Origin of the sequence: Paenirhodobacter populi (genome assembly GCF_004022215.1) — a bacterium.
GTDB lineage: Bacteria > Pseudomonadota > Alphaproteobacteria > Rhodobacterales > Rhodobacteraceae > Rhodobacter > Rhodobacter populi.
On record NZ_SAUZ01000005.1, the window covers coordinates 130500 to 147608 of the forward strand.

Annotated in this window: 17 protein-coding genes and 1 pseudogene; 12 read left to right on the forward strand and 6 right to left on the reverse strand. The window is 65.7% G+C overall.

Annotation, left to right across the window (positions count from 1 at the left end):
• Positions 1–133 precede the first annotated feature (133 nt).
• The gene (locus D2T30_RS06430; RefSeq protein WP_128183095.1) at positions 134–514 is read left to right on the forward strand and encodes a DUF2237 family protein; all 381 of its coding nucleotides are present in this window, start codon (positions 134–136) and stop codon (positions 512–514) included.
• A gap of 95 nt (positions 515–609) precedes the next feature.
• On the opposite strand, the gene epmA is transcribed toward D2T30_RS06430, so the two are convergent.
• Positions 610–1662: an EF-P lysine aminoacylase EpmA gene (gene epmA / locus D2T30_RS06435; RefSeq protein ID WP_380729348.1), complete on the reverse strand. Its 1053-nt coding sequence runs from the start codon at positions 1660–1662 to the stop codon at positions 610–612.
• Positions 1663–1759: 97 nt separating this feature from the next.
• Between epmA and efp the strand changes: the two genes are divergently transcribed.
• Positions 1760–2329 carry an elongation factor P gene (efp, locus tag D2T30_RS06440; protein WP_128183093.1) on the forward strand — a complete coding sequence of 190 codons (570 nt, stop codon included), beginning with the start codon at positions 1760–1762 and terminating at the stop codon, positions 2327–2329.
• Positions 2330–2391: 62 nt separating this feature from the next.
• Positions 2392–2859, forward strand: coding sequence for a GNAT family N-acetyltransferase (locus tag D2T30_RS06445; protein WP_128208213.1), 468 nt, complete (start codon positions 2392–2394; stop codon positions 2857–2859).
• On the opposite strand, the gene irrA is transcribed toward D2T30_RS06445, so the two are convergent.
• Entirely contained in the window at positions 2837–3274 is a 438-nt protein-coding gene (gene irrA / locus D2T30_RS06450) for an iron response transcriptional regulator IrrA (RefSeq protein ID WP_128183089.1), read from the reverse strand. The two genes, D2T30_RS06445 and irrA, sit on opposite strands and share 23 nt — an antisense overlap.
• A gap of 148 nt (positions 3275–3422) precedes the next feature.
• Here irrA and fabA point away from each other — a divergent pair, with 148 nt between their 5' ends.
• The 3 genes from fabA to D2T30_RS06465 are packed head-to-tail and all read left to right on the forward strand — an operon-like array spanning position 3423 to position 5976.
• Positions 3423–3932, forward strand: coding sequence for a bifunctional 3-hydroxydecanoyl-ACP dehydratase/trans-2-decenoyl-ACP isomerase (fabA, locus tag D2T30_RS06455; RefSeq protein ID WP_128183087.1), 510 nt, complete (start codon positions 3423–3425; stop codon positions 3930–3932).
• A gap of 19 nt (positions 3933–3951) precedes the next feature.
• On the forward strand, positions 3952–5181 hold the full coding sequence (locus tag D2T30_RS06460; RefSeq protein ID WP_128208214.1) for a beta-ketoacyl synthase N-terminal-like domain-containing protein: 1230 nt from the start codon (positions 3952–3954) through the stop codon (positions 5179–5181).
• 6 nt (positions 5182–5187) lie between these two features.
• The gene (locus tag D2T30_RS06465) at positions 5188–5976 is read left to right on the forward strand and encodes an enoyl-ACP reductase FabI (protein ID WP_128208215.1); all 789 of its coding nucleotides are present in this window, start codon (positions 5188–5190) and stop codon (positions 5974–5976) included.
• A gap of 106 nt (positions 5977–6082) precedes the next feature.
• Here D2T30_RS06465 and D2T30_RS06470 read toward each other — a convergent pair whose 3' ends face one another.
• Positions 6083–6913, reverse strand: a complete 831-nt coding sequence (locus tag D2T30_RS06470) for an alpha/beta fold hydrolase (protein WP_128208216.1) — start codon at positions 6911–6913, stop codon at positions 6083–6085.
• 68 nt (positions 6914–6981) lie between these two features.
• Here D2T30_RS06470 and D2T30_RS06475 point away from each other — a divergent pair, with 68 nt between their 5' ends.
• The 5 genes and pseudogenes from D2T30_RS06475 to D2T30_RS06495 form a co-directional block, all read left to right on the forward strand.
• Complete coding sequence (locus tag D2T30_RS06475; RefSeq protein ID WP_128183079.1) at positions 6982–7575, forward strand: hypothetical protein; 594 nt, start codon at positions 6982–6984, stop codon at positions 7573–7575.
• 142 nt (positions 7576–7717) lie between these two features.
• The gene (locus tag D2T30_RS06480) at positions 7718–8596 is read left to right on the forward strand and encodes an RNA polymerase factor sigma-32 (protein ID WP_128208217.1); all 879 of its coding nucleotides are present in this window, start codon (positions 7718–7720) and stop codon (positions 8594–8596) included.
• A gap of 70 nt (positions 8597–8666) precedes the next feature.
• Positions 8667–9869, forward strand: coding sequence for a bifunctional phosphopantothenoylcysteine decarboxylase/phosphopantothenate--cysteine ligase CoaBC (gene coaBC / locus D2T30_RS06485; protein ID WP_128208218.1), 1203 nt, complete (start codon positions 8667–8669; stop codon positions 9867–9869).
• 5 nt (positions 9870–9874) lie between these two features.
• The gene (gene dut / locus D2T30_RS06490; RefSeq protein WP_128232293.1) at positions 9875–10345 is read left to right on the forward strand and encodes a dUTP diphosphatase; all 471 of its coding nucleotides are present in this window, start codon (positions 9875–9877) and stop codon (positions 10343–10345) included.
• Positions 10299–11114 (forward strand): annotated as a pseudogene (locus D2T30_RS06495) (HesA/MoeB/ThiF family protein); the annotation flags it as partial. The gene dut and the pseudogene D2T30_RS06495, both read left to right, overlap by 47 nt.
• A 285-nt stretch (positions 11115–11399) precedes the next feature.
• On the opposite strand, the gene groL reads toward D2T30_RS06495, so the two are convergent.
• From groL to D2T30_RS06510, 3 genes are all read right to left on the reverse strand, one after another.
• Positions 11400–13037 carry a chaperonin GroEL gene (gene groL, locus D2T30_RS06500; protein ID WP_128183069.1) on the reverse strand — a complete coding sequence of 546 codons (1638 nt, stop codon included), beginning with the start codon at positions 13035–13037 and terminating at the stop codon, positions 11400–11402.
• 50 nt (positions 13038–13087) lie between these two features.
• Positions 13088–13375 carry a co-chaperone GroES gene (locus tag D2T30_RS06505; RefSeq protein WP_128183067.1) on the reverse strand — a complete coding sequence of 96 codons (288 nt, stop codon included), beginning with the start codon at positions 13373–13375 and terminating at the stop codon, positions 13088–13090.
• Positions 13376–13586: 211 nt separating this feature from the next.
• A complete protein-coding gene (locus tag D2T30_RS06510; protein ID WP_128208221.1) occupies positions 13587–15119 on the reverse strand; it encodes a DEAD/DEAH box helicase in 1533 nt (510 codons plus the stop codon).
• A 239-nt stretch (positions 15120–15358) separates the two neighbouring features.
• Between D2T30_RS06510 and argS the strand changes: the two genes are divergently transcribed.
• Positions 15359–17101: an arginine--tRNA ligase gene (gene argS / locus D2T30_RS06515; protein ID WP_128208222.1), complete on the forward strand. Its 1743-nt coding sequence runs from the start codon at positions 15359–15361 to the stop codon at positions 17099–17101.
• The last annotated feature ends 8 nt before the right edge of the window (positions 17102–17109 follow it).

A 17109-nucleotide genomic window follows, 5' to 3' on the forward strand; every position in this document is an offset into this window, starting at 1 on the left:
CCATGGTTTCACCTCCGGTCCCGGCCGCGTTCTCATGACTGTGATGAAACGGGAGCACCGCTGCCGGCCTCGGGACTTGCGCTGCGACGTCCGCTCCCGCAGTCTCGCATCAATGCGGCAAGCGGAGGCGGGAATGCAGATCGATCCACCTGTCAATCTTCTGGGCGGTCCACTCGAACCCTGTTCGGTCGCGCCGCTGACGGGGTTTTTCCGCGACGGCCATTGCAATACCTGTGCGCAGGATCAGGGGCTGCATACGGTCTGCGTGATCGTCGATGCCGAGTTCCTTGCCTGGTCGAAATACGTGGGCAACGACCTGACCACCCCGCGTCCGGAGTTCCGCTTTCCGGGGCTGAAATCCGGGGACCGCTGGTGCCTTTGCGCGTCGCGCTTTCTTGAGGCACATGAGGAAGGCTGTGCGCCGCAAGTGGTGTTCGAGGCGACGCATCGCCGCACGCTCGAAGTCGTCCCGATCGAGATCCTGCGCCTGCACCGGATCCTCTGGCCATTCTGATTAAGTTGAAGTGAAAACTTCAGTTTTTCTTACAAGTACAAGATAAATATACAAATAACGCGAGTTTTGATGATCGGGAAAATGACCGAAACCCCTCAGACCTCCGCCACCGGAGTCCAGAGCACGTCGTCGATCCGCGGGGCCGAGGTCGCCAGCATCACCAGCCGGTCGAAGCCGAGCGCGATGCCGCTGGCCGGGGGCATGTCGGCGAGGGCGGCGAGGAAATCGCCGTCGATCGGATAGCGCTCGCCGTAAAGGCTTTCCTTCTCGTCCATCTCCAGCTCGAAGCGGCGGCGCTGTTCCGCGGCATCGGTCAGCTCGCCGAAGCCGTTCGCGAGTTCCACCCCGCAGGCGTAAAGCTCGAACCGTTCCGCCACCCGGTCGTCGTCGGGGGCGGGGCGGGCGAGCGCGGCCTCGGCCGCCGGATAACGGTCGAGCAGGGTCGGCCGACCGTGGCCCAGATGCGGCTCGACCTTTTCGACAAGGATCTTCGACAGCATCAGCGACCAGGTATCGTCGTCCTTCACCGCGATCCCCCGCGCTCGGCATTGCGCGCGCAGCGCATCGGCATCCGTTTCAGCGCCCTGACAGGTGGCCAGAAGGTCGATCCCGGCGTGACGGTCGAAGGCCTCGGCGACGGACAGCCGCTCGAACCGGGCAAAGGGATCGCATTCGATGCCGCGAAAGCGGAACCGCGTCACCCCCGCCGCCTGCGCGGCCAGCATCACCATCGCGTGGCAATCCTCCATCAGGACGGTGTAATCCTCGCCCACGCGATACCATTCCAGCATGGTGAATTCCGGCGAATGCAGCGCGCCGCGCTCGCGGTTGCGCCAGACATGGGCGAAGGCGAAGATCCGCCGCTCCCCCGCCGCCAGCAGCTTTTTCATCGCGAATTCGGGCGAGGTGTGCAGATACATCGGATGCGCGAGGCCATCGTTGCCGATGGCATCCGTGCGGAAGCCGTGCAGATGCGTCTCGTTCCCCGGGCTGATCTGAAGGGCCACGGGATCGACTTCGAGGAAGTCCCTTTCGCCAAGCCAGCCCCGGATCGCCGTCTGGATCCGGTTGCGCGCCAGCAGCACGGGCCGGCGATCAGCGTGACGGGAGGCTTTCCACCAAGGCGTTTCGGGCAGCGTTTCAGGCATGATCGCGGCTTTCGACTGGAAATTCGGTTGCGGATGGTTTAGGCGCTCAGCCATCCGGGCGCCAGAGCCTGCCTCAGAACAACAAGGACCGCAACCAATGGCTAAAGTCATCGCCTCCTCGATCCGCAAGGGCAACGTCATCGACATGGATGGCGTTCTCTATATCGTGCTGACCGCCGAAAACGTCCATCCGGGCAAGGGCAACTCGGTCACCCAGGTCGAGATGCGGCGCATTTCGGATGGCGTGAAGGTGTCGGAACGCTGGCGCACCGTCGATACGGTCGAAAAGGCCCATGTCGACGAAGAGGAATACGATTTCCTCTATGAAGACGGCGAAGGCTACCACTTCATGAACCCGGCAACCTACGATCAGATCGCGGTTTCGGAAGACGTGATCGGCGATGCCAAGGTCCACCTGCGCGACGGCATCCGCGTCTGGCTGCTGACGCATGAAGGCACGGCGCTGTCGATCGAGCTGCCGCAGAAGGTGACGGTCGAGGTCGAGGAGACCGAGCCGGTGGTCAAGGGGCAGACGGCCTCCTCCTCCTACAAGCCCGCGGTCTGCACCGGCGGCATCCGGGTCATGGTTCCGCCGCATATCGGCGTCGGCACCAAGATCGTCATCAACACCGAGGACAATTCCTATTCCGAACGCGCGAAGGACTGATCCTTCCGGCGATACGGTTTCAGCGGGCACCCTTCGGGGTGCCTTTTCTTTCGGGGGATCAAATGGGCGATGTCTTCCTGCGGCCGGGGCGGGACGGGGACCGGGCGGCCATCGCCCGGATCTGGCACGACAGCGCCGGTTTCGCCGGGGCGCCGTCGCTGCCGTCGTGCGACTGGCTGCGCCAGCGCGTCGATGCGCTGTCCGGCACGGTCTGGCAGGTCACGGTGGCCGAGGACGAGGGCGGGATCGTGGCTTTCGTCGCGATCGAGCCGGACCGGGCCATCCTGTCAGAGCTTTTCGTGCGGCCAGACCGGATCGGGACAGGGCTGGGGGCGAAACTGCTCGGTCACGCCAGGGCGCAGATGCCGGCCGGGTTCACGCTGTATACCTGGGCCGGAAATGCGGCGGCGCGGCGCTTTTACGAACGCGCGGGGCTCGTGCCGACGCATGAGGGCAGGCATCCCGAACGCGGGCATCCGGTCGTCCATTATGCGTGGAAACCGCCCGTCAGCTCTTGCGCAGGCGGATGATGACGTCGACGCGCGTGATCTCGGCCCCGGCCGGCGCGGCGGGCACGCGGGCGAGTTCGAGTTCCTCCGCCGGGGCGTCGGACAGCCGGTTTTCCTCTTCCCAGAAGAAATGCGGATGGTCGTCGGTGCGGGTGTCGAAATAGCTGCGCCCGGCGTCGACGGTGATCTCGCTCATGATCCCGGCTTCGCAAAAGGCGCGCAGGGTGTTGTAGACGGTGGCGAGCGAAACCTGTTCGCCGGAATCCCGCGCCGCGGCATAGAGCCCCTCGGCGGTCACATGGCGGTTGCGCCCGTCCCCCACCAGAAGCGTGGCGAGCGACAGCCGCTGCCGCGTCGGGCGCAGGCCGCCGCCGGTCAGCCACGCCTCGCCGCGTTCGCGGGCCAGTGCCGTGATGTTGTCGCACATCTCATCCATTCTTCATATATAGGCTCCGGCCCTTGTGCCTGACAATGGTCAATATCCCGCCGGTTCCGGGCGCAATGTCGCGGGTTGGCGCGGCACTTGCACCGGGACGGCGCCGGGTGATACAGGGGGGAAACAACCATTTGGGGGACGATCGCCTATGACGGGCTTTCCGACGAGCTTCGGGAAAGATGACCTGCTGAAATGCGCGCGCGGCGAGCTGTTCGGGCCGGGAAACGCGCAGCTTCCGGCACCGCCGATGCTGATGATGGACCGCATCACCGACATTTCCGCGGATGCCGGACCGCATGGCAAGGGCCATGTGGTGGCGGAATTCGACATCACTCCGGACCTGTGGTTCTTTGAATGCCATTTCCCGGGCAATCCGATCATGCCGGGCTGCCTCGGCCTTGACGGTCTGTGGCAGCTGACGGGGTTCAACCTTGGCTGGCGCGGCTGGCAGGGGCGGGGCTATGCGCTCGGCGTGGGCGAGGTGAAGCTGACCGGAATGGTGCGTCCGGACCGCAAGCTGTTGACCTACCGCGTGAATTTCACCAAGGCCGTGCAGACCCGCCGGCTGACCATGGGCGTCGCCGACGGGATCGTCGAGGCCGATGGCGAGGTGATCTATCAGGTCAAGGATATGAAGGTCGCTCTTTCCGAGAGCTGAACCAGTGAAGGAGGCCATCATGCGCCGCGTCGTCATCACCGGGCTGGGCATCGTCTCGCCGATCGGCAATTCCGCCGCCGAGGTCACCGACAGCCTGAAGGCGGGCCGGTCGGGCATCACCGCGAACGCCGATATGGCGGAACGCGGCTTCCGCAGCCAGATCGCGGGGGCGGTGAACATCGACGTCTCCGAACACGTGGAAAAGCGCACGCTGCGCTTCATGGGGCCGGGGGCGGCCTATGCCTGGATCGCGATGGATCAGGCGATCCGCGACGCCGGGCTGGAGCCCGGCGATGTGTCGAATATCCACACCGGGCTGATCGCCGGGTCGGGCGGGCCTTCGACCTCGGCCATGTTCGCGGCGCATCAGGTGGTGCTGAATTCCGGTTCGCCCAAGCGGATCGGGCCGCTCGCGGTGCCGAAATGCATGTCCTCGACCATTTCGGCGAATCTGTCGACGGCGTTCCGGATCAAGGGAATCAGCTATTCCATCACTTCGGCCTGCTCGACCTCGCTGCATTGCATCGGGGCGGCGGCGGAACAGATCGCCTTCGGCAAGCAGGACGTGATGTTCGCCGGCGGGGCCGAGGAACTGGACTGGACGTTGAGCTGCCTGTTCGACGCAATGGGGGCGATGTCCTCGAAATACAATGCGACGCCGGACAAGGCCTCGCGCGCCTTCGACGCCGGGCGGGACGGATTCGTCATCGCCGGCGGCGGCGGCATCGTCGTGCTGGAGGAATTGTCGCACGCGCTGGCGCGCGGTGCGAAGATATATGCCGAGGTCACGGGCTTCGCCGCGACCTCGGACGGCCATGACATGGTGGCACCATCGGGCGAGGGCGGCGAACGCGCCATGCGGCTTGCGCTCAAGGGCCTGCCCGACGGGCGCAGGGTCAGCTACATCAACGCGCATGGCACCTCGACCCCCGTCGGCGATGTCGGCGAGGTGGAGGCCGTGCGCCGCGTCTTCGGCCGCGGGCATACCCCGCCGATCAGCTCGACCAAGTCGATGACCGGGCACAGCCAGGGCGCGACCGGCGCGGCGGAGGCGATCTACTGCCTGCTGATGCTGCAGGACGATTTCATCGCGCCGTCGATCAATGTCGAAACGCTCGACCCCGCCATCGACGCGGGCGAGATCGCGACGAAACGTGTGGACAACGCGGGCCTCGACACGGTGATGACCAACAGCTTCGGCTTTGGCGGCACCAACGGGTCGATGCTCCTGTCGAAATATCTGGGGTAAGGGCCTATGGCTGACTTGATGAAGGGCAAGCGCGGTCTGGTCATGGGCGTTGCCAATGACCATTCGATCGCATGGGGCATCGCCAGGGCGCTGCATGCCGAGGGGGCGGAGCTGGCGTTCTCCTATCAGGGAGAGGCCTTCGGCAAGCGCGTCGCGCCGCTCGCCGCCACGGTGGGATCGGAATTCCTGCTGGACGTGGATGTGAACGACGATGCCAGCCTCGACGCCGCCTTCGCGCGGCTGAAGGGCGAATGGGGCACGATCGACTTTCTGGTCCATGCCATCGCCTATTCGGACAAGAACGAGCTGGCCGGGCGCTTCGCCGATACCTCGCGCGAGAATTTCAAGAATTCGATGTGCATCTCGGTCTACAGCTTCATCGACGTGGCGCGCCGCGCGGCCGAGATCATGCCGGATGGCGGTTCGCTGATCACCATGACCTATGGCGGGTCGCATCGCGTGACGCCCTATTACAACGTCATGGGTGTGGCCAAGGCCGCGCTGGAAAGCTCGGTCATCTATCTGGCGAACGACCTCGGCCCGCAGGGGATCCGGGTCAACGCGATCAGCCCCGGCCCGATGAAGACGCTGGCGGGCGCGGCGATCGGCGGGGCGCGCAAGACCTTCCGCCATACCGAGGCGAACAGCCCCCTGCGGCAGAACGCGACGCTCGACGCCGTGGGCGGCACGGCGGTCTGGCTGTGCTCGGATTACGGCAACTGCTCGACCGGCGATGTGGTCTATGTCGATTGCGGCTACCACGTCCTCGGCATGCCGCAGCCGGAAAACCTGTAACCGCGCGCGCTTCCTGCCGTCGTTTTTCCATAAATATCCCGGGGGAATCCTTGCGGCCCTGCCGCAAGGATGGGGGCGGCGCCCCCCGCGACGCGGCCCAGAGGCATCAACCGGCGATCTGTGCGATCCACGCACGCAGCGCCGCCAAGGCCTCGGGTTCGTCGAGGAAGGGGACATGGGCGCGGTCCGGCACTTCGGCATGGATCATGTCGGGACGGCGGCGCAGCATTTCCTCGACGGTCGCGCGGCTCAGCAGGTCCGAATTCGCCCCGCGGATCACGCAAAGCGGCAGGCCCTCGCAGGCGTCGAACAGGGGCCATGCTGTGGGCGCCTCCTCGCCCTTGAAGGCGTCGATGAAGGGCTGACGCAGGGCGGGGTCGTAGTTGATGACCGGGCGGCCGTTGCGCTCGATGTAATGGTGCTGCGCCTCCGTCACCCACCGCCCCTGTGGCACATTGGCGAAACCCACCTTCATATGGGGCAGCTTCTCGATCAGCTCCGGCATGGATTTCGCCGCCGGATTGCGCCCGAGATAGTCGAAGATCTTCATCAGCCCCGCATGTTCCAGCACCGGCCCCACATCGTTCAGGCACAGCCCCGTCATCCGCGCCTTGGCGGTATAGGCCAGATACATCCCGATCAGCCCCCCGCGCGAAGTGCCAAGGATCGCGGCCTTCGCGACCCCCAGATGATCCAGCAGTTGCAGCGCATCCAGCCCCTCGCGCATCACCGTATAGGTCTCGGCCCCGGTGAAATCCGAGGCGCCCCGCCCACGGTAATCCATGCGGATCAGGCGGCAGCCGGTCAGCCAGGGCGCCACATAGTCGAAATCCTCCATCGTCCGCGTCAGCCCGGACAGCGCCAGCACCGGCAGCCCCGCGCCCTCGTCGCGATAGGCCAGCCGCGCCCCGTCATCGGCGGTGAAAAACTGCACCATCTTCCCCCCATCTTCCCTATGTGTCCCGCGCATTCGCCCTTAACATAGGCGCAAAAACGGAGACCGTCATGCCCGACAGACTGGAAGACCTACAGGCAAGCCTCGCCCGGATCGAGGCGCAGATCGAACAGGAATGGGAGGCCCGCCGCGCAAAGGCGCGCTACCGGATCGAAAAGGGCCGGGTGATCTTTGAAGAAGACGTTCGCGCCGCCCATCGCCGCGCCCGCGAAAGACTGTGGAGTTTCCTCAAACGCACCAATGCGCTGGTCGTGCTGACCGCGCCCTTCATCTACGCCTGCATCATCCCCTTCGTCCTGCTGGACCTGTTCGTCACCGTCTATCAGGCGGTCTGCTTTCCGGTCTATGGAATCCAGAAGGTGCGGCGGCGCGACCATATCGTGATCGACCGGCAATATCTGGGCTATCTCAACGCCTTGCAAAAGCTGAACTGCGTCTATTGCGGCTATGGCAACGGCGTCATCTCCTATGTGCGGGAAATCGCCGGCCGGACGGAAAAATACTGGTGCCCGATCAAGCATGCCAGCCGGGTGCGCGGAACCCACCGGTTTTATTGCGATTTCTGCGACTATGGCGATGCGGATGCCTTCTGCGCCAAGCGCGAGGAACTGCGCGCCGAACTGCGCAAGGTCGAAGACAAATAGCCGTGTGCAAAAACGCATCCGGGGTAACACTTTTGTGGGGAACCTTTCGGCGCGCGCGACATTAATCCTTCGATGCTTCATGCTGCTCATGCGAAACTCGCCAACAGTTGAGTTGGGTGGGAGACCCGGGGGACTACTGGCCATGGCACTCGACGGAATGAATGACGATACCTTGCCGCGCCAGGCGATGCGCGCGGAATATCTGGATGCGGAAACCGAGGCGGAGCTGGCACGCGCGTGGCGCGACCGGCGCGACGAAACGGCCCTGCACCGGCTGGTGACGGCCTATATGCGGCTGGCGATCGCCATGGCGGCAAAGTTCCGCCGCTACGGCGCGCCGATGAGCGACCTGATACAGGAAGCCTCGCTTGGCCTGATGAAGGCGGCGGACAAGTTCGACCCCGACCGCGGGGTGCGCTTTTCGACCTATGCGGTGTGGTGGATCAAGGCCTCGATCCAGGAATTCGTGATGCGCAACTGGTCGATGGTGCGCACGGGGTCCACCTCCTCGCAAAAGGCGCTGTTCTTCAACATGCGCCGGGTGCAGGCGCAGATCGAACGCGCGGCCGAGGCCGAGGGCGTGTCGATCGATTCCGCGCAGATCCGCGTCCGCGTGGCCGAGGAAATCGGCGTGCCGCTGGCCGATGTGGAGATGATGGAGGGGCGGCTCTCCGGCTCCGACCTGTCGCTGAACGCGACGCAGAACTCGGATGACGAGGGCCGCGAATGGGTCGAGACGCTGGAAGACGACGGCGCCACCCCCGAGGAGCGCGTCACCGAAACCCATGACGGCGCGCTGATCCACAACTGGCTCGCCGAGGCGATGGGCCGGCTGTCGTTGCGTGAACGCTATATCGTCACCGAACGGCGCCTGACCGATGCGCCGCGCACGCTCGAAAGCCTCGGCGCCGAGCTTGGCCTGTCGAAGGAACGCATCCGCCAGCTTGAGGCGCAGGCCTTCGGCAAGATGCGCAAGTCGCTCGAATCCCGCAGCGAGGATATCGCCAGCCTCTTCGCCTGACCCGCGCCCGCCGCCGTGCTTGCACAGCGCGGCGGGGCCGCATAAGTCTGGGCGGGTGATGGAGGCTGCGATGCTGGCTGGGAAACGGATTCTTCTGATCGTCGGCGGCGGCATTGCGGCCTACAAATGTTGCGAACTGATCCGGCTTCTGCGCGGGCAGGGCGCGGCGGTGACGCCGGTGATGACCCGCGCCGCCGAGGAATTCGTGACGCCGCTGACGATTTCGTCCCTTGCGGGCGAGGTCGCGCATCGCGATCTGTTCGACCTGACGCATGAGGCCGAGATCGGCCATATCCAGCTGTCGCGCTCCGCCGATCTGGTGGTCGTGGCGCCCGCTACCGCCGATCTGATGGCGAAGATGGCGGGGGGGCTGGCGAACGACCTTGCCTCGACGCTGATCCTTGCGACGGACAAGCGGGTGCTGGTCGCGCCGGCGATGAACGTGCGGATGTGGGACCATCCCGCGACGCGGCGCAATATCGCCACGCTGCGCGGCGACGGGATCCTGTTCACCGGCCCGAACGAGGGCGACATGGCCTGCGGCGAATACGGGCCGGGGCGGATGGCCGAACCGCTGGAAATCCTTGCCGCGATCCGCAGCGCGCTGGCCGACGGGCCGCTGGATGGCCGGCACGTGCTGGTGACCTCGGGCCCCACACATGAACCGATCGACCCGGTGCGCTACATCGCCAATCAATCCTCGGGTGCGCAGGGCACGGCGATCGCCGCGGCCTTGCGCGATCTGGGCGCGCGGGTGACCTTCGTCACCGGCCCGGCGCAGGTGCCGCCGCCGCAGGGCGTGACGGTGGTCCGGGTGGAAACCGCGCGCGAAATGCTGCTGGCGGTGGAGGCCGCGCTGCCCGCCGAGGCGGCCGTCTTCGCCGCCGCCGTCGCCGACTGGCGCGTGGCGAATGCCGCCGGGCAGAAGATGAAGAAGGACGGCTCCGGTCGCCCCCCCGCACTGGAATTTGCCGAAAACCCCGACATTCTGGCGACCGTCTCGCGGATGGGCGCGGGGCGGCCGCGGCTCGTCGTGGGCTTCGCCGCCGAAACCCATGACGTGGAACGCCACGCCACGGAAAAGCGCATCCGCAAGGGCTGCGACTGGATCGTCGCCAATGATGTCAGCCCGGAAACGGGCATCATGGGCGGCAGCGAGAACGCGGTCACGATCATCGACGCCGACGGCGCCGAGCATTGGGACCGCATGAGCAAGACCGACGTGGCGCGCAGGCTGGCGGCCCGCATCGCCGACAGATTGAAAAGGGAATGAGCATGGTGCGACCGATCGTTCGGGTGGTGCATGAGGATTGGGCGGATACGGCGATCGCGCTGCCGCGTTACGAAACCGCCGGTTCGGCCGGGGCGGATATCCGCGCGAACCTGATGCCCGACGACCGGGCGCAGGGCTTCACCATCTACCCGATGCAGCGCGTGATCGTGCCGACGGGCCTGCGCGTGGAAATCCCCGAAGGGTTCGAGATGCAGATCCGCCCGCGGTCCGGCCTTGCGCTGAAACACGGGATCAGCCTGCCGAACACGCCGGGCACGATCGACAGCGATTATCGCGGCCCGCTTGGCGTGCTGCTGATCAACTTCGGGCGCGAGCCCTATGTGATCCAGCATGGCGACCGGATCGCGCAGGCGGTGATCGCCCCGGTGGTGCAGGCGCTTTACGAAATCACCGACGATTCCCTGACCGAGACTTCGCGCGGCGCCGGAGGTTTCGGTTCGACCGGGAAACAGTGAGGTGGCCTTCACCCCCGAGGAACTGGACCGCTACGCCCGCCACATCCTGCTGCGCGAGGTGGGCGGCACCGGCCAGCGGCGGTTGAAGGAGGCACGGATTCTGGTCGTGGGGGCGGGCGGTCTTGGCGCGCCGGTCCTGCTTTACCTCGCGGCGGCGGGGGTGGGGGCGATCACGCTGGTCGATGACGATCACGTCTCGGCCTCGAACCTGCAACGGCAGGTGATCTTCCGCAGCGAGGACATCGGCGCGCCGAAGGTCGCTGCGGCATCCCGGGCGCTCGCGGCGCTCAACCCCTTCGTCGCGGTCACGCCCGTCATGGCGCGGTTCGATGCGGCGCTGATCCCCGGCCATGATCTGGTGATCGACGGATCGGACAATTTCGAGACCCGGCATCTGGTCAACCGCGCCTGCGTCGCGGCGGGGGTGCCGCTGATCTCGGGCGCGATCGCGCAATGGGAAGGGCAGCTCAGCCTTTTCGATCCGGCGCGGGACGCGCCCTGCCTCGCCTGCGTCTTTCCGGTCATTCCGGCCGAAGGCCTCGCCCCTTCCTGCGCCGAGGCGGGGGTCATGGGGGCGCTGCCGGGCATCATCGGCGCGATGATGGCGGCCGAGGCGATCAAGGAGATCACCGGGGCGGGCGCCACATTGCGCGGCCGGCTGCTGATCCACGACGCCCTCTGGGGTGAAAGCCGCGATATCCGGATCAAGCGCGATCCGGCCTGCCCGGTCTGCGGTCGCGCACATGGGGCGCCAACGGCGCAGAGCTGACACAGGCAGCCCGCATCGAAAGACACCGCCCCCTCGTGCAGGCATTCCGTCCCGCGCGCCGAATAAGCGCTCCGACGGAACCAGAGACCGTCTTTCACCCATCATCTTTCCAAAAATATCCCGGGGGTGAATTGGCCGAAGGCCAAGAGGGGGCTGGCCCCCTTTCTCCCTGTCCACCCGCGCCACCTTCCGATGTCAAAACCCCCCGCGCCAAAGGAAAGGCCGCGGCGCTTGCGCGCCGCGGCCCTGAAGGGCGGGACCCGAAGGCCCCGATCTCCCGGATGATTACATCATGCCGCCCATGCCGCCCATGTCGGGCATGCCGCCGGCCGGAGCCTTCGGCTCGGGCTTTTCGGCGATCATCGCTTCGGTGGTGATCAGCAGGCCAGCGACCGAAGCGGCGTTTTCCAGCGCCGTGCGGGTCACCTTGGCCGGGTCGATCACGCCGAACTTGAACAGGTCGCCGTATTCCTCGGTCTGGGCGTTGAAGCCGAACGAGGTCGATTCCGAGTCGCGGATCTTGCCCGCAACCACGGCGCCGTCGACGCCCGAGTTTTCCGAGATCTGACGCAGCGGCGCTTCCAGCGCGCGGCGGATGATCGAGATGCCCACGTCCTGATCGGCGTTTTCGCCCTTCAGGCCTTCGAGCGCCTTGGTCGCCTGCACAAGCGCCACGCCGCCACCGACGACGATGCCTTCCTGCACGGCCGCACGGGTCGCGTTCAGGGCGTCATCGACGCGGTCCTTGCGTTCCTTCACTTCGATCTCGGTCAGGCCGCCGACGCGGATGACCGCGACACCGCCCGCGAGCTTCGCCACACGTTCCTGCAGCTTCTCACGGTCGTAGTCCGAGGTGGTTTCCTCGATCTGCGTGCGGATCTGGCCGACGCGGGCTTCGATTTCCGCCTTCTCGCCGGCACCGTCGACGATCGTGGTGTTCTCTTTCGAGATCGAAACCTTCTTCGCACGGCCGAGCATGTCGACGGTGACGTTTTCCAGCTTCATGCCCAGATCTTCCGAGATCACCTGGCCGCCGGTCAGGATCGCGATGTCCTGCAGCATGGCCTTGCGGCGATCACCGAAGCCCGGCGCCTTGACGGCGGCGATCTTCAGCCCGCCACGCAGCTTGTTGACCACGAGGGTCGCCAGCGCTTCGCCTTCCACGTCCTCGGCGATGATCAGCAGCGGCTTTTGCGACTGGATCACGGCTTCGAGCAGCGGCACCATCGGCTGCAGCGACGACAGTTTCTTTTCGTGCAGCAGGATGTAGGCGTCTTCCAGATCCGCGACCATCTTGTCGGGGTTGGTCACGAAGTAGGGCGACAGGTAGCCGCGGTCGAACTGCATGCCTTCGACGACTTCGACTTCGGTTTCCATGCCCTTGTTTTCTTCGACGGTGATGACACCCTCGTTGCCGACCTTCTGCATCGCGTCAGCGATGAAGCGGCCGATCTGGGCTTCGCCGTTGGCCGAGATGGTGCCGACCTGCGCGACTTCGTCGCTGTCCGCGACGGGGCGCGAGGCGGCCTTGATCGCCGCGACGACCTTGGTGGTGGCCTGGTCGATGCCGCGCTTCAGATCCATCGGGTTCAGGCCCGCGGCGACCGACTTCAGGCCTTCGCGGATGATCGCCTGCGCCAGAACGGTCGCGGTGGTGGTGCCGTCGCCGGCTTCGTCATTGGTGCGTGCGGCGACTTCTTTCACCAGCTGCGCGCCCATGTTTTCGAACTTGTCCGAAAGCTCGATCTCTTTCGCCACGGTCACACCGTCCTTGGTGATGCGCGGCGAACCGAACGACTTGTCGATGACGACGTTGCGGCCTTTCGGGCCGAGCGTGACCTTGACCGCATCCGCGAGGATGTTGACGCCCTTGAGCATCCGGTCACGGGCATCGGTCGAGAATTTGACGTCCTTGGCTGCCATTGTTCAGGCTCCTTAAATTCTTGGGAAATCAGGGGTCGCCGATCGCTGGATCAGGCGATGATCCCCATGATGTCGGATTCTTTCATGATCAGCAGTTCTTCGCCGTTCAGGGTCACTTCCGTGCCCGACCACTTGCCGAAGAGGATGCGATCGCCAACCTTGACGGAGGGCGCGATCAGTTCGCCCGAATCCTTGCGCGCGCCTTCGCCGACCGCAACGACTTCGCCTTCGGCGGGCTTTTCCTTCGCCGAATCCGGGATGATCAGGCCACCCTTGGTCTTGTCGTCGCTTTGCACGCGCTTGACCAGCACACGGTCATGAAGCGGTTTGAATGCCATCTGGAGATACTCCCTAAGGTTCCAGGTTCGAAAGGTTTTAGCACTCGCCTCTGGTGAGTGCTAACGATGCGGGAGTTAGTCACGACCCCGGGTGGCTGTCAACAGCGGATGGCGGAATTTTTTGTGGCAGGCGCGCCATGGTCCGGGGCTGCGGCGGAAGGCGGCCGCGGCGCAAGAAAAAACCGGCGCGATGGCGCCGGTTTCGGGTGGATCAACTGTCCGAGGTTTCCTCGATCTCCTCGGTCGTCTCCTGCGCGGATTTGGTGGGCCAGAACGGGCGCAACAGGAAATCCGGCACATGGTCGCCCATGCCGACCACCACCGGGCCGTCGTCCCGATCGCGGCCGCGATGCCGGTCGCGGCGATTCTCGTCCCGCCGGGGCTCGTGGCTGCGCTCGGCGCGGCGCGGGGTCTCGGGCAGGGGGATCGGCGCTTCGGCGACGGCCTCGGGTTCCGCGGCCGCAACCTCTGCGGCCGGGGCGGGGCGGGGCGCCTCTTCACGGTCGCCGCGGCTGCGCCGGACCCGGCCGCCACGGCGGCCTTCCTTCTCTTCGCTGCGGCGCGGCTCGCGCTGGCTGCCCTCCGAGGGGGTGAAGCCTTCGGGCGGGTCGACGCGCGGGATCTCGGTCTTCAGCAGATGTTCGATCTGGCTGAGGTATTTGTCATCCGAGGGCGTGGCAATCGAGATGGCCGTGCCCTTGCGCCCGGCGCGGCCGGTGCGGCCGATGCGGTGGACGTAATCCTCGGCATGGCTGGGCAGGTCGTAGTTGAACACATGGCTGACGGCGGGAATATCAAGCCCCCGCGCCGCCACGTCCGAGGCGACGAGGATCTGCAGGCTGCCATCGCGGAAGGCGTCGAGCGTCCGGGTCCGCTGCGACTGTTCCAGATCGCCGTGGATCGGCGCCGCGTCGAAGCCATGCGCCTTGAGCGATTTGGCCACGATATCCACATCGACCTTGCGGTTGCAGAAGATGATGGCGTTGGTGCAGGCGGCCCCCTCGGCAGCGATCAGCGCGCGCAGCAGCTCGCGCTTGACCTTGGCGGTCTGGTCCTTGCGCGGCGGGGTGACCTGCACCAGCTTTTGCGTGATCGTGTCCGAGGCGCTGGCCTGCCGGGCCACTTCGATCCGCGCCGGGGCGTGCAGGAAGGTGTTGGTGATCCGCTCGATCTCCGGCGCCATGGTGGCCGAGAAGAACAGCGTCTGCCGGGTGAACGGGGTCAGCTGGAAGATGCGCTCGATGTCGGGAATGAAGCCCATGTCGAGCATCCGGTCCGCCTCGTCCACCACCATGATCTGCACGCCGGTCAGCAGCAGCTTGCCGCGCTCGAAATGGTCGAGCAGCCGGCCCGGCGTGGCGATCAGCACGTCGACGCCGCGGTCGATCAGCTTTTCCTGTTCGCCAAAGGACACGCCGCCGATCAGCAGCGCCTTGGTCAGTTTCGTGTATTTCGCATAGACGTCGAAATTCTCGGCCACCTGCGCGGCCAGTTCGCGCGTCGGCGCCAGCACCAGCGAGCGCGGCATCCGCGCCCGGGCGCGTCCATGCGCAAGTCGCGTGATCATCGGCAAGGTGAAAGAGGCGGTCTTGCCGGTCCCCGTCTGGGCGATCCCCAGCACGTCGCGGCCTTCGAGCGCGGGCGGAATGGCCCCGGCCTGGATCGGAGTCGGCGATTCATAGCCCGCCTCCTCGATGGCCTTCATTACTTCCTGGTCCAGATTCAGGTCTGAAAACTTGGTCATGTGCGTCCTTGATGACGTGGAACGGTTCCACGCAAAAGAAGGGACGCAAATCTCCGGGCGTCCCGGGCGAAATGCCGCCGGGGTGCAGCATGGCGTTCCCCCTACTGCAAAACTCCGTCTGCGTCAATGAAATGCCCCGATTTTCAGCCGCCGCCCCCGGTTCGGGCCGTGAAACCCGGCGCGGAGTTGACGCCGCGCGCGGGCTCTGGCAGGGGAAGGGGCAACAGAGGAAGCCGAAAATGAACCTGTTTGCCGATATGCGCGTGGCGGTGATCGCCGCTCTGGACGAGATGGTTGCCGGGGGCACGCTGCCCGCCGGTCTCGACACCGCCAACGTGACGGTCGAACCGCCGCGCGATCCCTTGCATGGCGACATGGCGACGAATGCCGCGATGGTGCTGGCAAAGCCCGCCGGGCTGAAGCCGCGCGACATCGCCGAGGAGCTGGCCGCGAAACTCTCCGCCGATCCGCGCATCACGCTGGCCGAGGTCGCCGGGCCGGGGTTCCTGAACCTGCGGCTCGATCCCGCCGTCTGGGCGGATGTGACGCGCGCCGCGCTGGCCGCCGGGAACGATTACGGCCGGTCCGATCTGGGCCATGGCATCAAGGTCAACGTGGAATTCGTCTCGGCCAACCCGACCGGGCCGATGCATGTGGGCCATACCCGCGGCGCGGTCTTCGGCGATGCGCTGGCGAGCCTTCTGGATTTCGCGGGCTATGACGTGACGCGCGAATACTACATCAACGACGGCGGCGCGCAGGTGAACGTGCTGGCGCGCTCGGCGTTCGAGCGTTACCGCGAAGCGAACGGGCTGGAACCCGAGATCCGCGAGGGGCTCTATCCCGGCGACTACCTGATCCCGGTGGGCGAGGCGCTGAAGGCGAAATACGGCGACAGCCTGCTGAACCAGCCGGAATCCGTCTGGCTGGATGATGTGCGCGAATTCGCCACCGCCGCGATGATGCAGATGATCCGTGACGATCTGGCGCTGCTCAATGTGACGATGGATGTCTATTCCTCGGAAAAGGCGCTGTACGGCACCGGCAAGATCGAGGATGCGCTCGGCCGGCTGGAATCTCTTGGCCTGATCTACGAAGGCGTTCTGGAACCGCCCAAGGGCAAGCTGCCCGAGGATTGGGAGGAACGCGAGCAGACGCTGTTCCGCTCGACCTCCTTCGGTGACGACGTGGACCGGCCGGTGAAGAAGTCGGACGGAAGCTGGACCTATTTCGCCCCCGACATCGCCTATCACTACGACAAGATCGAGCGCGGTTTCGACCAGCTCATCGACGTGTTCGGGGCCGACCACGGCGGTTACGTCAAGCGGATGAAGGCCGCCGTCGCCGCGCTGTCGAACAACCGCGTGCCTCTGGACATCAAGCTGATCCAACTTGTGCGGCTGTTCAAGAACGGCGAGCCCTTCAAGATGTCGAAGCGCGCCGGCACCTTCGTCACGCTGCGCGATGTGGTGGAGCAGGCGGGGGCCGATGTCACCCGCTTCCACATGCTGACCCGCAAGAACGACGCGGCGCTCGACTTCGACTTCGACAAGGTGCTGGAACAGTCCAAGGACAACCCGGTCTTCTATGTGCAATACGCGCATGCGCGTGTGGCCTCGGTCCTGCGCAAGGCGGCGGAGGCGGGGATCGACGTCTCGCCCGAGGCGCTGGCGAAGGCCGATCTGTCCGGCAACACGCATGAGGCCGAACTCGCGCTGGTGAAGAAGATCGCCGAATGGCCGCGTCTGGTCGAGATCGCCGCCCGCGCGAATGAACCGCACCGCGTCGCCTTCTTCCTCTACGAGATCGCCTCGGACCTGCATGCCCTGTGGAATCGCGGCAATGAGGAGCCGGGCCTGCGTTTCGTGCAGGACGATTCCGACATCTCGGCGGCGAAAATCGCCCTTGCAAAAGCCTGCGCGGTTGTCATTTCGGCCGGCCTTGGTATTCTCGGGGTCAAACCGGCCGAAGAGATGCGCTGAAGCGCGCC